Source organism: Variovorax sp. OK605, from assembly GCF_900115445.1.
GTDB lineage: Bacteria > Pseudomonadota > Gammaproteobacteria > Burkholderiales > Burkholderiaceae_C > Variovorax.
Genome location: NZ_FOWL01000010.1, coordinates 288,684 through 301,791 on the forward strand (window position 1 = coordinate 288,684; position 13,108 = coordinate 301,791).

The following is a 13,108-nucleotide window of genomic DNA, read 5'->3' on the forward strand; positions in this document are numbered from 1 at the left end:
GCATGAATCGCATCGAACCCCACACCCTGGCGCCTCCGCCTGAACTCACACCCGCCGTGCCTGCCGTCGAGGTGCTGTCGGCCGAAAAGACCTACCCCAACGGCACGCAGGCGCTGCTGCCGGTGGACCTGTCGATCGCCGAAGGCGAATTCGTCACGCTGCTCGGCCCCTCGGGCTGCGGCAAGAGCACGCTGCTGAAGATGGTGGCGGGCATGCTCGAACCCAGCGACGGCCGCCTGCTGGTGTGGCGCAAGCCGGTGAGCCAGCTGCACGACAGCGCACGAAAAATGTCCTTCGTGTTCCAGTCGCCTACGCTCATGCCGTGGGCCAGCGTGCAGACCAACGTGCGCCTGCCGCTGGACCTGGCCGGCGTGCCGCGCAAGGAAGCCGATGCGCGGGTGATGGAATCGCTCGCGCTGGTGGGGCTGGAGAAGTTCGCCAACGCGCTGCCGCGCGCTCTCTCGGGCGGCATGCAGATGCGCGTGTCGATTGCGCGCGGCCTCGTCACGCAGCCCGACCTGCTGCTGATGGACGAACCCTTCGGCGCGCTCGACGAAATCACGCGCCACAAGCTCGACGCCGACCTGCTCGAGCTGTGGCGCAAGAAGAAGCTCACGGTGATCTTCGTGACGCACTCCATTCACGAGGCGGTGTTCCTGTCGACCCGCGTCGTGATGATGGCCGCGCGGCCCGGCCGCGTGGTGGAACAGTTCCACATCGACGAACCCTACCCGCGCAGCGCCGACTTCATGGTGACGCCCGCGTTCGCGCGCCAAGCCAAGCAACTGCAGGACAGCCTGCTGCGTGCCAGCAGCCACGACGAGGAGGCCGCACGATGACCGCCGCCGCAAGAAAGCAACGCGTTCCCCTGCTGAGCCAGCCGCGCGTGCAGCGCGTGCTCTACCCGATGCTGATCGGCGTGGTGCTGGTCGCGCTGTGGCAATGGATGGTGGTGGCGATGGAGCTGCCGGCCTACCTGGTGCCCTCGCCCTACCTGATGATGCAGACGCTGGTGACCGACTGGGCGCCGCTGGGCAGCGCGCTGCTGGTCACGCTGAAGATCACGGTGCTGTCGTTCCTGCTGGCCACGGTGGCGGGCGTGCTCATCTCGTTCCTGTTCGTGCAGAGCAAGCGCATCGAGACCGCGCTCTTTCCGTACGCGGTGCTGCTGCAGGTGACGCCCATCGTGGCGGTGGCGCCGCTGATCATCATCTGGGTGAAGAACCCGGTGGCCGCCATGACGGTGTGCGCGGCGCTGGTGGCGCTGTTCCCCATCATCAGCAACACCACGCTGGGCCTGCGCAGCATCGACCCCGACCTGCAGAGCTACTTCAAGCTGAACCGCGCCACGCGCTGGCAACAGCTGGTGCGCCTGCGCATTCCGAGCGCGCTGCCCTACTTCTTCGGCGGGCTGCGCATCTCCAGCGGCCTGGCGCTGATCGGCGCGGTGGTGGCGGAGTTTGTCGCCGGCACGGGCGGCTCGGGCGCGGGGCTGGCGTACCAGATCCTGCAGGCGGGCTTCCAGCTGAACATTCCGCGCATGTTCGCGGCCCTGCTGCTGATTTCCCTTACCGGTGTCGCGCTCTTTGTGCTGATGGCCTGGCTCACCAAGCTGGCGCTGGGCTCGTGGCACGCGAGCGAACTTTCCCAGGATTGAACTAGACCATGAACGCTCCCGTTTCCGTGATCGAGCAGCTGCTGCTCGAACTCCCCGACCTCGACTGGATCACCGACGAAGGCCGCGTCACGCGGCTCTCGCAGGACTTCTCGTGGTTCAGCCCGGTGCTCACGCGCCAGCTGAAAGACAAGCGCGCCGACGTGGTCGTGCGCCCGCGCACCGAGGAAGAAATCCGCGCGGTGGTGGGCGCCTGCGCGCGCCGCGGCGTGCCCATCACCATCCGCGGCAGCGGCACCGGCAACTACGGCCAGACCACGCCGCTGGCCGGCGGCGTGGTGCTGGACATGACGGGCTACAACGCCTGCCTGTGGGTGCAGCCCGGCGTGGCGCGCGCGCAGGCCGGCATCCGCCTGGGCGAGCTCGAGAAGCAGACCAAGCCCACTGGACAGGAAATGCGCTGCGTGCCCTCGACCTACCGCAGCGCGACGCTGGGCGGCCTGTTCGGCGGCGGCTTCGGCGGCGTGGGCTCGATCAACTACGGGCCGCTGAGCGCGCCGGGCAACGTGATCGGCATTCGCGCGATGACCATCGAGGCCGAGCCGCAGATGGTCGAGCTGCGCGGCCCCGACGCCATGCGCATGCACCACCTGTGGGGCACCAACGGCCTCGTGCTGGAGCTGGAGATCGCGCTGGCACCGGCGCACCCGTGGCTCGAGACGCTCGTGACTTTCGACAACTTCGAGAACGCGCTGAACTTCGCGGACAAGCTGGCGAACGGGCCGGGCATCGTGAAGCGCGGCGTCTCTTTCTTCGCGGCGCCGATTTCCGATCACCTGGCGCAACTGTCGGCGAGCCTGCCCAAGGGCTGCCACACGGTGCTGTCGCTGGTGGCCGAATCGAGCGAGCCGGCCATGATGCTGCTGGTGGAAGCGCACGGCGGCACCGTGGGCTACCGCAAGACGGCCGCCGAGGTGCAGAAGAGCAACCGCACGCTGATGGAGTTCACCTGGAACCACACCACGCTGCACGCGCTGAAGATCGACCCGAACCTGACCTATTTGCAGAGCGGCTTCATTCCCGGCAAGCACGTCGAGCAGATCGTCGAGATGGAAAAGCTGCTGGGCGGCGAGGTGATGATGCACACCGAGTTCATCCGCAACGTGGCGGGGCTCATGACCTGCAGCGGCCTGCAGCTGGTGCGCTTCAGCACCGAGGAGCGGCTGAACGAGATCATCGACATCCACCGTGCGCACCACGTGCACATCAACAACCCGCACGTGAACATCGTGGAAGACGGCAAGGCCGGCGGGCCGCTGCCGCCGGAGGTCATCGCGGTGAAGGAGCGCTTCGATCCGATGGGTCTGCTGAACCCCGGCAAGCTGCGCGACTGGCCGGTGAAAGCGGCCCCCACGGCCTGAGCAGCCTGAGCAGCCTGAGCTTCAGCCCTGGCGGCGGCGCAGCACGAAGGCCGCGGCCACGATGGCCATCGCCCCGATCCACAGCGGCCACAGCCCGAAGGGCGCCACCCAGCGCGCATAGGGCGTGAGGCCGCGGCGGCCTTCGACGCTGGCTTCGAGCACGCCGCGCGTGAGGCGCGGCAGCTCGTGCGTGACGCGGCCCGTGGCGTCGATGACGACCGTGGCGCCGGTGTTGGTGGCACGCACCATCGGCCGTGCGAACTCCAGCGCGCGCATGCGCGAGATGGACAGGTGCTCGTCGATGGCCACCGAATCGCCGAACCACGCGATGTTGCTCACGTTGAGCAGGATGGTGGGGGCGGTGGCCTCGTCCTTGAAGTTGGCGCCGATCTCGTCGCCGAACAAGTCCTCGTAGCAGATGTTCGGCGCGATGCGCTGGCCCTGCCAGAGGAACGGCGCCTGCGCGAGGCCGCCGCGCTCGAAGTCGCCGAGCGGGATGTTCATCATCTGGATGAACCAGCGAAAGCCCGTGGGAATGAACTCGCCGAAGGGCACGAGGTGGTGCTTGCTGTAGCTGTAGGCGCGTGCGGCGCCGGGCTGGAAGCCGAGCACCGAGTTGCTGTACGTGCCGCGGCCGCCGAGCCCGGTCATGGGCAGGCCGACGATGGCGGCCTGCGTGCCCTGGCTGTAGCGCGCCTGGATGGCTTCGAGGTAGCCGGCCGGCAGTTGCTGCGGCAGCAGCGGCAAGGCGGTTTCGGGCGTCACCACGAGCGAGGCCTTGGCGTCGCGCAACTGCTCGCCGTACCAGCGCAGCGCGGTCTCGATGCCGCCGCCCGGAATGAATTTTTCGTCCTGCGGGATGTTGCCCTGCAGCAGCGCGAACTGCAGCTGGCCGGTGGCGCCCTTGTCGCCCTGCACCTCGCTGTGCAGCGGCGAGGCGAATTGCGGCGCGACGAACACGAGGGCGAGCAGGGCCACGCCCAGCGCGGTCTCGGCCGCGCGCAACGGCCGGCGCAGCGCGACCAGTGCCACGGCCAGCGCGGCCGCCGCGCCGATGCCGTACACGCCCACCCAGGGCGCGAGCGCGGCCAGCGGCCCTTCGACGTGCGCGTAGCCACCGGCGCCCCACGGAAAGCCCGTGAACCAGCTGCCGCGCACGAGCTCGGCGAGCGTCCAGAGCGCCGCGAAGACGACGGCGCCCGTCACCCGTCCCTTGGGCCCGCGCACCACGAACCAGGCGGCCGCCACGGCGTAGTAGAGACCCAGCGCCGCGGCCAGTGCCAAGACGGCAATGGCCGCCAGCGGCGCCGGCAGCCCGCCGTAGGTGTGCATCGAGATGAAGAGCCACCAGAAGCTGCCGGTGAGCCAGGCGGTCGAGAAGAGCCAGCCGTGCAGGCCGGCGCGGCGCCAGCCCGCGCCCTGCGCGCGCAGGCCGTCGAGCAGCCAGACGAGGGCGCCGAGCGACAGCAGTTGCAGCCACCACAGCGGCTTGCCGCCCGCGGGCGATGCCATCGACAGCGCCTGCGCGAGCCCCGCGGCAGCGAAGCCGAGCAGGCGGAACAGGTTGGCGGAGGTAGAGACTGGCGCGCCGCGCATCAGTCGGCCGCGTCGCCGCCGCGGGCCGGAGACACCTTGAACCAGCGCACCGCGCCGCCCTTGGTGTGCAGCACCACGAAGTCGAAGCCGCCGATGGCGTGGTGCTCGCCGCGCTTGGGCACGTGGCCCATCTCGTGCGCGACCAGCCCGCCGATGGTGTCGAAGTCTTCGCTGAGCTGTTCTTCGTCGAACACGATGCCGAAGGCCTCGGCCACGCGCTCGATGGGCGTGTCGCCCGACACCCGGTAGGTGTGGTCGGCCAGGCCGAAGATGTCGCCCTCGTCCTCGGCGATGTCGAACTCGTCCTCGATCTCGCCGACGATCTGCTCGAGCACGTCCTCGATGGTGATGAGGCCCGCCACGCGGCCGAACTCGTCGATGACGATGGCGAGGTGGTTGCGGTTGCCGCGGAACTCGCGCAGCAGGTCGTTCAGGCCCTTGCTCTCGGGCACGAACGTGGCCGGGCGCAGCAGCGCGCGGATGTTCAGGCCCGGCGCGCGCTGCAGCTTGAGCAGGTCCTTCGCGAGCAGGATGCCGATGATGTTTTCTTTTTCGCCCTCGTACACCGGAAAGCGCGAGTGCGCGGTGTCGATCACGAGGTGCAGCAACGCGTCGTAGGGCGCGTCGATGTTCACCGTGTCCATGCGCGGCGCGGCGACCATGACGTCGCCGGCGGTCATGTCGGCCATGCGCAGAACGCCTTCGAGCATCACGCGCGACTCGGCGCCGATCACCTCGTTGTCCTCGGCGTCCGCCAGGGTTTCGATCAGCTCGTCGCGCGAGTCTGGTCCGGGGTGGATGAATTCGGCAAGCTTCTGGAGGAAGCCGCGCTTGTCTTCCCGTTCGACGGGAGCGCGTTCAGGGTGAGGTTCGGCCACTGCGGGAGGGCTTAGTTGAAGAGACGCAAGGATACCGGATTGCACATGACAGGCTCTATCGCACGGGCGTCACAGGCCGTGCGGTGCCTTTGCCGGGGCTCAGGAACCGGATTTGCGCCGGGCGTCGCGCATGCCGCTGCGCACTTCCTGCAGGCTGGCCAGGAAGGACCAGAACTGCTTGGCGCGGCTCTTGAGGGCGAAGTCGACCGCGGCGTAGTGCTCCAGGGCGATTTCACTCATGCGGCTGTCGAAGGTGGCGCTGGGCAGCTGCAGGTGGGCTTCGGCCTCGGCGCCGCTGCGCACCACGGTGGCGCCGGCGTTGCGCGCGATCTTCAGCATGGCGGCGTTTTCGCTCAGCGCATGGATGAAGAGCATGCCCACGCCTTCGTTGCGGGCCACGACCACGGCGCGCTCGAACAGGCGGGCGCCGTAGCCCCGGCCGCGGGCGTGCGCCGAGACCGACACGCCGAATTCGGCGCAGTCGCTGTGCTGGTCGCCGGGCGCGAAGGCCAGGTGGGCCATGGCGATCAGGTCGAGGCGGCGGTTGTAGATGCCGAAGAGCTCGTCGCGCTCGAAGTCGAGGCTGTCGACGTAGCGCTGCACCTGTTCGTCGGCCGCCGCGTAGCCGAAACGCAGGTAGCGGTCGTGCGGGGTCAGGTCGAGCAGGTGGCGCGCGATGCGCTCGCGCTCGCGAGGGCCGATCGAGCGGATCGGCACCATGACGGGTTGAGGCGCGCTGGTGGCGCGTGGTTGCGCCTCAACCATCGGCGCTTTCAGGAAAGAGCCAAGGCCGAGAGACGCTTTGAGGAGGGTCTTGGCGGTGAGCATGCCTCGAATGTAAGGGTTTTCCCTTAATCATCAAGGCAGCAGGGGCAATCCGGGACACATTCGCGACCGAGTGCCCGGGTTGCGTGGCGCGCACGCAACCGGATGTTGCTAAACCGGAACGGCGGTGGTCGCCTTGACCCGGTCGAGCACGAAGCTGGTCTTGCAGTCTTCCACGCTGGGGTGCTTCAGCAGGGTGTCCATGATGAAGCGGCTGTAGTGGGCCATGTCGGCCACCACCACGCGCAGCAGGTAGTCCATGTCACCGGTCAGCGCCGCGCATTCGACCACCTCGGGCCAGGTCTGCACGCTGGCGCGGAACAGGTCCATGGGGTTGCGCTTGTGGGTCTCGGTGTGCTTTTCGAGCCGCACGTTGAGGTACGCGGTCAGCCCGAGGCCGATGGCTTCCGGCTTCACCAGCGCCACGTAGCGGTCGATGATCTTGTGCTCTTCCAGCCGCTTGACCCGGCGCAGCACCGCGCTGGGCGACAGGCTCACCTGTTCGGCGATCTGGTCGTAGGTTGCGCGTCCGTCTGCTTGCAGCGTGCGCAGAATGAGCCTATCAATCTTGTCCAGTGCTTCCATTGCGCCATTCTTGCAGTTTTACTGCGCGAGAGCCATCGGGAGCGCCCGGAAACGCAGAAAACCTGAGAGCCATCCGGCCTACATTGCATGACCGGCCGCCTTGCGGCTTATTTTTCGAAATCCCCACCTTACTTTTCTTCGGAGACTGCACATGAGCCAAGCCGACGCACCCGCCTTCACGCCCTGGGACAACCCCATGGGCACCGACGGCTTCGAATTCATCGAATACGCGGCACCCGATCCGGTCGCCATGGGCAAGGTCTTCGAGCGCATGGGCTTCACCGCCGTGGCCAAGCACCGCCACAAGAACGTGCTGCTGTACCGCCAGGGCACGATCAACTTCATCCTGAATGCGGAGCCCGACTCCTTCGCGCAGAAATTCGCGCGCGAGCACGGCCCCAGCGTGTGTGCCATCGCCTTTCGCGTGCAGGACGCCAAGCAGGCGTACGAGCGCGCCACGGCGCTGGGCGCATGGGGCTTTGCAGACAAGGCAGGCCCCGGCGAACTGAACATCCCCGCCATCAAGGGCATCGGCGACAGCCTGATCTACCTGGTGGACCGCTGGCCCGGCAAGAACGGCGCGAAGCCCGGCGACATCGGCAACATCGGCTTCTACGACGTCGACTTCGAGGCCCTGCCCGGCGTGGCACCGGAACAGGCGCTTTCGCCCTTCGGCAACGGCCTGACCTACATCGACCACCTGACGCACAACGTCTACCGCGGCCGCATGAACGTCTGGGCCGGCTTCTACGAGAAGCTCTTCAACTTCCGCGAGATCAAGTACTTCGACATCGAAGGGCAAGTCACGGGCGTGAAGAGCAAGGCCATGACCAGCCCCTGCGGCAAGATCCGCATCCCGATCAACGAAGAGGGCAAGGAACAGGCCGGCCAGATCCAGGAGTACCTGGACATGTACAAGGGCGAGGGCATCCAGCACATCGCGATGGGCTCGGACGACCTCTACAAGACGGTCGACGAGTTGCGCGCCAAGGGCGTCACGCTGCTGGACACCATCGACACGTACTACGAACTGGTGGACAAGCGCATTCCGGAACACGGCGAAAGCGTGGCCGATCTGAAGAAGCGCCAGATCCTGATCGACGGCAAGAAGGACGCGCTGCTGCTGCAGATCTTCAGCGAGAACCAGCTCGGCCCGATCTTCTTCGAGTTCATCCAGCGCAAGGGCGACGACGGCTTCGGCAACGGCAACTTCAAGGCGCTGTTCGAGAGCATCGAGCTCGACCAGATGCGCCGCGGCGTGCTCAGCGCCGCAAAATAAGGGCTCCTTCCCTTATTTTTTGCACAAGGAGCCCGGCATGCGCAGCTGCAAGTTTTCGATCGGTCTGACTTCCATTGCGGCCACGGCCGCCGTTCTGTCCGGCTGCGCGATGTCGCCTTCAGCGCCGGCCCCGGCGGCCATGCCGCTGGTGGCCGGCTCGCACCTCGACGAGGTGCAGAAGACCGCGGTGCTTCGCATCTGCACGCCGGGCGACTACAAGCCCTTCAGCTTCCAGAAGACCGATGGCGCCTTCGAGGGCATCGACGTCGACCTGATGACGGGCTTCAGCGCCAGCCTGGGCGCCAGGCCCGAGTGGATCAAGACCACCTGGGCCAACCTGCTGCCCGACCTGGCCGCCGGCAAGTGCGACATCGCGGTGGGCGGTGTGTCGGTCACCACCGACCGCCAGAAGCGCGCCTTCTTCAGCGCGCCCTACATGGTCAACGGCAAGACGCCCATCGCGCGCTGCGCGGACGTGGCCAAGTACCAGAGCGTGGCCGCCATCGACCAGCCGTCGGTGCGCGTCATCTTCAATCCGGGCGGCAGCAACGAGCGCTTTGCCCGCACCAATTTCAAGCAGGCCAGGCTCACGCTGCACGGCGAGAACGTGACGATCTTCGACGAGATCCTTGCCAACCGCGCCGACGTGTTCGTGACCGAAGCGGCCGAGGCCATCACGCAGCAGAAGCTCAAGCCGGGCCTGTGCGCGATCAACCCCGACAAGCCGCTGCAGTACGGCGAAATGGCCTGGATGCTGCCGCGCGACGACGTGGCCTTCAAATCGTACGTCGACCAATGGCTGCACCTGCAGCAGGCCGGCGGCGACTTCCAGCGCACGATGGACCGCTGGCTCAAGTAACCCCTCAAGATCGTTTCCCATGGACACCCCTGCCGCCGCTGTTGTCACCCCCGCCGTCTACGGCGCTTCCGACCGCCCGCCCCGGGGCGACTACTCGCGCGGCGGCAAGGTGATGGCCGACTACACCTGCCCGCAGGACTGGGCCAGCTACACGGCGGCCGACCACGACACCTACAAGCGGCTCTACGAGCGCCAGGCCGCGCAGCTGCCCGGCCTGGCGTGCGACGCCTTCATCGATGCCCTGCCTTCGCTCGGCGTGAAGGACCGCATTCCGCGCTTCGATGAGCTCAACGAGCGGCTGCATCGCGCCACCGGCTGGGAGATCGTGGCGGTGCCGGGGCTGATTCCCGAGTTGCCGTTCTTCACGCTGCTGGCGAACCGCAAGTTCCCGGTGACCGACTGGATCCGCAAGCCCGAGGAGTTCGACTACATCGTCGAGCCCGACGTGTTCCACGACCTGTTCGGCCACGTGCCGATGCTGTTCGACCCGACCTTCGCCGACTACGTGCAGCGCTACGGCGCGGGCGGCATCAAGGCGCACGAGCTGGGCGCCGGCGAGAAGCTGGCGCGGCTCTACTGGTACACCGTGGAGTTCGGCCTGATCCGCCAGCCGGACGGCCTGCGCGCCTATGGCGCCGGCATTTTGAGCTCGGTCGGCGAGCTGAAGCACGCGGTGCTCAGCGACGAGCCGCGCCGGCTGCCGCTGGACCTGCTGCGCGCCATGCGCACGCGCTACAAGATCGACACCTACCAGGCCAACTACTTCGTGATCGACAGCTTTGCGCAGCTGTTCGACCTCACCGAGCCCGACTTCGCGCCGCTGTACGAATCGCTCCAGGTTGCGACCGACATCGAGGCCGGCGTGCTGCTGCCGGGCGAGTCCGGCAAGGCCTGACGGCGTCACGGCGGCTGTTTGCCGCCTGAGGGTCGCCCCGCGGCTATCGCGGGCGCGACAGCCGGCACCTGCTCCCTAGGACAAGCCCGCTGGCGGCGAAGGCGCACTGCCTTCCACAATCCGCGCCAAAGGAGCTTGCATGCAGACAACATCCGCGCAATCCAACTATCCGGCCGGCGTACCGCACGAGATTCATCCCGAGCAGTACCGTTCGTTGCCCCACATGTTCGACGAAGCGTTCGGCCGCTATGGCGACCGGCCGTTCTCGGTGTGCATGGAGCGCTGGATGTCCTACCGCGAGCTCGACACGCTGTCGACGGCGCTGGGTGCGTGGCTGCAGTCGCGCGGGCTCGAACCGGGCGCGCGCGTGGCGATCATGCTGCCCAACATCCCCCAGTTCGCGGTGACGATGTGCGGCGTGCTGCGCGCGGGGTTCACCTGCGTGAACGTCAACCCGCTGTACACGGCGCGCGAGCTCGAGCACCAGCTCAAGGACTCGGGCGCGACGGCCATCGTCATTCTTGAAAACTTTGCATCGACGCTCGAGAAGGTGACCGAGCGCACGCCCGTGAAGCACGTGGTCGTGACGTCGATGGGCGACCTGCTGGGCGGCCTGTACGGCGCCTGGATCACCACGGCCGTGCGGCACCTGGCGAAGATGGTGCCGGCGTACAAGCTGCCGCTGGACGAGGGGCGCTCGGTGACGGCGTTCACGCAAGCGATCTCCGAAGGCCGCGGCCGCACGCTCGGTGCCGACAGCAGCACGCTCGATTCGATCGCCTTCCTGCAGTACACGGGCGGCACGACCGGCCTGTCCAAAGGCGCGGTGCTGACCCATCGCAACATCGTCGCGGCAACGCTGCAGGCCGAGGCCTGGTTCACGCCGGCGCTGTCTCGCGCCGGCGACCTGGCCAAGGTCAACAGCATCGCCGCGCTGCCGCTGTATCACATCTTCGCGCTGACGCTGTGCCTGCTGGTGATCCGCCAGGGCTCGCACATGACGCTGATTCCGAACCCGCGGGACTTCAACAAGTTCATCGCGGTGCTGAAGAAGCGGCCCTTCCACATGCTGCCCGCGGTGAACACGCTGTTCAATGCGCTGCTGATGCATCCGGAGTTCAAGACCATCGATTTCTCGACGCTGTTCGTCTCGCAGGCGGGCGGTATGGCGGCTTCCGAAGGCACGGCGCGCAAGTGGTTCGAGGCCACGGGCTGCCCGATGATCGAGGGCTGGGGCATGAGCGAGACCTGTGCGATCGGCACCAACAACCCGGTGTCGAACACCGAGTTCACCGGCACCATTGGGCTGCCGCTGCCGAGCATCGAGATCGCGGTCAAGGACGACGATGGCAACTCGCTGCCCGTCGGCCAATCGGGGGAGCTCTGCATCAAGGGGCCGAACGTGATGACCGGCTATTACAACCAGCCCGCCGAGACGGCCGCGGCGTTCACTGCAGATGGCTTCATGCGGACGGGCGATATCGCCGTGATGCAGGAAGATGGCTACAGCCGCATCGTCGACCGCAAGAAGGACATGATCCTGGTGAGCGGCTTCAACGTGTTCCCGAACGAGCTAGAGAACGTGATTTCGTTGTGCCCTGGCGTGGTGGAATGCGCGGCTGTCGGCGTGCCGGACGAGAAGCAGGGCGAGGCCATCAAGGTGTTCGTGGTGCGCCGGGATCCGGCGCTGACCGAGGATGCCGTGCTGCAGTACTGCCACTCGCAACTCACGGGCTACAAGCGGCCGAGGCATATCGAGTTTCGCGATTCGCTGCCGAAGACGAACGTCGGGAAGATCCTGCGGCGCGAACTCCGCACGAGCGCGAACGCCTGAATGAGCCAGGCGTCAGCGAGCGCCGGGCTGCCGGCGAATGTGGTGGTTTTCGAGCGCGGGTGGCTGTCTTCGAACAATGTCCTGTTCGTCGGGGCGGATGAGACTGCGGTTGTCGATACGGGTTATGCGACGCACGCCGATCAGACGCTGGCGCTCGTGGCGTCGGTATTGGGTGCGCGGCCGCTCGATCGTGTTCTGAATACGCATCTTCACAGCGATCACTGCGGAGGGAATGCGGCGCTGCAGGCGCGGTATCCCGACGTTCGCATCGACATTCCGCCGGGAGACGCGGCGCTTGTCGAGCGCTGGGACGAAGAGGGACTCAGCTTTGCGGCGACCGGGCAGACCTGTCCGCGCTTTTATCCGACGGGTTTGTTGCGGCCCGGCAAGGAATGCATGCTTGGCGACCGGCCATGGCAGGTGCACGCGGCGCCGGGGCACGATCCGCACTCCGTCATCTTGTTCGAGCCGGAGTCGCGAACGCTGATTTCAGCAGACGCACTTTGGGAGAACGGCTTCGGCATCGCGTTTCCGGAGCTGGCCGGCGAGCCGTCTTTCGCAGACATGGCTGCGACGCTGGATTTGATCGAGCGGCTTTCACCGCTGCAGGTGATACCAGGTCACGGGGCGGTCTTCGATGAGGTCGGCAAAGCGCTGTCTGTTGCGCGCCGCCGGCTGGACGGACTTCGCCGCGATCCAGTGAAGCATGCGCGTCACGCGATCAAGGTGCTGATGAAGTTCAAGCTGCTTGAAATGCAGTCGATCAGTCGCGACGAATGGAACGGCTGGCTGCGGCGTACACCCTATCTCGAGAACATCCGGGCGCGCTTCTTCGGTGATATCCAGTTGGATCTGCTGACCGGCGACATCCTGGGGGAGCTTGTGGCTGTGGGCGCTGCCGAAATGGACGGATCGCATATTCGCAATGCCTGAATTGCTCGTCGAACGAGCAATGGATATCTGCAAGCCAATTCTGTACCCGCAAAGCAAAAAACCCCAGTCAATGCTGACTGGGGTTTTCTGGGCTGTAAGAGCCTGACGATGACCTACTTTCACACGGGAACCCGCACTATCATCGGCGCTGAGTCGTTTCACTGTCCTGTTCGGGATGGGAAGGAGTGGTACCAACTCGCTATGGTCATCAGGCATAAAGGGTTGTCTGACTGATCACGTGATCAATCAAACGAATTCATAGAGTTTGGAATCAGCTTTTGGCGAATTATTTTGAATGCGTCAACTTGGCATAACACCTTGATCAGACTGATCAAAGTTATAGGGTCAAGCCGCACGAGCAATTAGTATCAGTTAGCTTAACGCATTA

12 protein-coding genes and 1 rRNA gene are annotated in these 13,108 nt (G+C 66.2%); 8 read left to right on the forward strand and 5 right to left on the reverse strand.

Annotated elements, in window-relative coordinates; all coding sequences use genetic code 11:
* The first annotated feature begins 2 nt into the window (after positions 1 to 2).
* Genes BM013_RS26220 through BM013_RS26230 form a run of 3 tightly spaced genes read left to right on the forward strand, consistent with a single transcriptional unit; the run spans position 3 to position 3,036 of the window.
* A complete protein-coding gene (locus BM013_RS26220; RefSeq protein ID WP_093130583.1) occupies positions 3 to 839 on the forward strand; it encodes an ABC transporter ATP-binding protein in 837 nt (278 codons plus the stop codon).
* On the forward strand, positions 836 to 1,657 hold the full coding sequence (locus BM013_RS26225) for an ABC transporter permease (RefSeq protein ID WP_093130584.1): 822 nt from the start codon (positions 836 to 838) through the stop codon (positions 1,655 to 1,657). The genes BM013_RS26220 and BM013_RS26225 overlap by 4 nt, the downstream gene beginning before the upstream one ends.
* Positions 1,658 to 1,665: 8 nt before the next feature.
* Positions 1,666 to 3,036, forward strand: coding sequence for an FAD-binding oxidoreductase (locus BM013_RS26230; RefSeq protein ID WP_093130585.1), 1,371 nt, complete (start codon positions 1,666 to 1,668; stop codon positions 3,034 to 3,036).
* A 21-nt stretch (positions 3,037 to 3,057) separates the two neighbouring features.
* Here BM013_RS26230 and lnt read toward each other — a convergent pair whose 3' ends face one another.
* From lnt to BM013_RS26250, 4 genes are all read right to left on the reverse strand, one after another.
* Positions 3,058 to 4,632: an apolipoprotein N-acyltransferase gene (gene lnt / locus BM013_RS26235; protein ID WP_093130586.1), complete on the reverse strand. Its 1,575-nt coding sequence runs from the start codon at positions 4,630 to 4,632 to the stop codon at positions 3,058 to 3,060.
* Positions 4,632 to 5,510, reverse strand: a complete 879-nt coding sequence (locus tag BM013_RS26240; protein WP_093130587.1) for an HlyC/CorC family transporter — start codon at positions 5,508 to 5,510, stop codon at positions 4,632 to 4,634. The genes lnt and BM013_RS26240 overlap by 1 nt, the downstream gene beginning before the upstream one ends.
* A 99-nt stretch (positions 5,511 to 5,609) precedes the next feature.
* A complete protein-coding gene (locus BM013_RS26245; RefSeq protein WP_093130588.1) occupies positions 5,610 to 6,338 on the reverse strand; it encodes a GNAT family N-acetyltransferase in 729 nt (242 codons plus the stop codon).
* A gap of 108 nt (positions 6,339 to 6,446) precedes the next feature.
* Positions 6,447 to 6,920: an Lrp/AsnC family transcriptional regulator gene (locus BM013_RS26250; RefSeq protein ID WP_093130589.1), complete on the reverse strand. Its 474-nt coding sequence runs from the start codon at positions 6,918 to 6,920 to the stop codon at positions 6,447 to 6,449.
* Between the two features lie 151 nt (positions 6,921 to 7,071).
* On the opposite strand from BM013_RS26250, the gene hppD reads away from it, so the two are divergent.
* The 5 genes from hppD to BM013_RS26275 all read left to right on the forward strand — a co-directional run bounded on the left by hppD (position 7,072) and on the right by BM013_RS26275 (position 12,720).
* Positions 7,072 to 8,199 carry a 4-hydroxyphenylpyruvate dioxygenase gene (gene hppD / locus BM013_RS26255; protein ID WP_093130590.1) on the forward strand — a complete coding sequence of 376 codons (1,128 nt, stop codon included), beginning with the start codon at positions 7,072 to 7,074 and terminating at the stop codon, positions 8,197 to 8,199.
* Positions 8,200 to 8,236: 37 nt separating this feature from the next.
* Complete coding sequence (locus BM013_RS26260; RefSeq protein ID WP_093130591.1) at positions 8,237 to 9,058, forward strand: transporter substrate-binding domain-containing protein; 822 nt, start codon at positions 8,237 to 8,239, stop codon at positions 9,056 to 9,058.
* Between the two features lie 19 nt (positions 9,059 to 9,077).
* Positions 9,078 to 9,953 carry a phenylalanine 4-monooxygenase gene (gene phhA, locus BM013_RS26265; protein ID WP_093130592.1) on the forward strand — a complete coding sequence of 292 codons (876 nt, stop codon included), beginning with the start codon at positions 9,078 to 9,080 and terminating at the stop codon, positions 9,951 to 9,953.
* A 139-nt stretch (positions 9,954 to 10,092) separates the two neighbouring features.
* The gene (locus BM013_RS26270) at positions 10,093 to 11,787 is read left to right on the forward strand and encodes an AMP-binding protein (RefSeq protein WP_093130593.1); all 1,695 of its coding nucleotides are present in this window, start codon (positions 10,093 to 10,095) and stop codon (positions 11,785 to 11,787) included.
* Positions 11,788 to 12,720: an MBL fold metallo-hydrolase gene (locus BM013_RS26275; protein ID WP_093130594.1), complete on the forward strand. Its 933-nt coding sequence runs from the start codon at positions 11,788 to 11,790 to the stop codon at positions 12,718 to 12,720.
* A 100-nt stretch (positions 12,721 to 12,820) separates the two neighbouring features.
* Here the strand turns inward: BM013_RS26275 and rrf are convergent.
* Positions 12,821 to 12,933, reverse strand: a 5S ribosomal RNA gene (rrf, locus tag BM013_RS26280).
* Positions 12,934 to 13,108: the final 175 nt, after the last annotated feature.

What these genes read in the sequence shown, in the direction of transcription:
- BM013_RS26225 (WP_093130584.1), top strand. Translation starts at nt 836, where the DNA reads ATGACCGCCGCCGCAAGAAAGCAACGCGTTCCCCTGCTGAGCCAGCCG.
- phhA (WP_093130592.1), top strand. Translation starts at nt 9,078, where the DNA reads ATGGACACCCCTGCCGCCGCTGTTGTCACCCCCGCCGTCTACGGCGCT.
- BM013_RS26260 (WP_093130591.1), top strand. Translation starts at nt 8,237, where the DNA reads ATGCGCAGCTGCAAGTTTTCGATCGGTCTGACTTCCATTGCGGCCACG.
- BM013_RS26230 (WP_093130585.1), top strand. Translation starts at nt 1,666, where the DNA reads ATGAACGCTCCCGTTTCCGTGATCGAGCAGCTGCTGCTCGAACTCCCC.
- hppD (WP_093130590.1), top strand. Translation starts at nt 7,072, where the DNA reads ATGAGCCAAGCCGACGCACCCGCCTTCACGCCCTGGGACAACCCCATG.
- lnt (WP_093130586.1), bottom strand. Translation starts at nt 4,632, where the DNA reads ATGCGCGGCGCGCCAGTCTCTACCTCCGCCAACCTGTTCCGCCTGCTC.
- BM013_RS26245 (WP_093130588.1), bottom strand. Translation starts at nt 6,338, where the DNA reads ATGCTCACCGCCAAGACCCTCCTCAAAGCGTCTCTCGGCCTTGGCTCT.
- BM013_RS26250 (WP_093130589.1), bottom strand. Translation starts at nt 6,920, where the DNA reads ATGGAAGCACTGGACAAGATTGATAGGCTCATTCTGCGCACGCTGCAA.
- BM013_RS26275 (WP_093130594.1), top strand. Translation starts at nt 11,788, where the DNA reads ATGAGCCAGGCGTCAGCGAGCGCCGGGCTGCCGGCGAATGTGGTGGTT.
- BM013_RS26270 (WP_093130593.1), top strand. Translation starts at nt 10,093, where the DNA reads ATGCAGACAACATCCGCGCAATCCAACTATCCGGCCGGCGTACCGCAC.
- BM013_RS26220 (WP_093130583.1), top strand. Translation starts at nt 3, where the DNA reads ATGAATCGCATCGAACCCCACACCCTGGCGCCTCCGCCTGAACTCACA.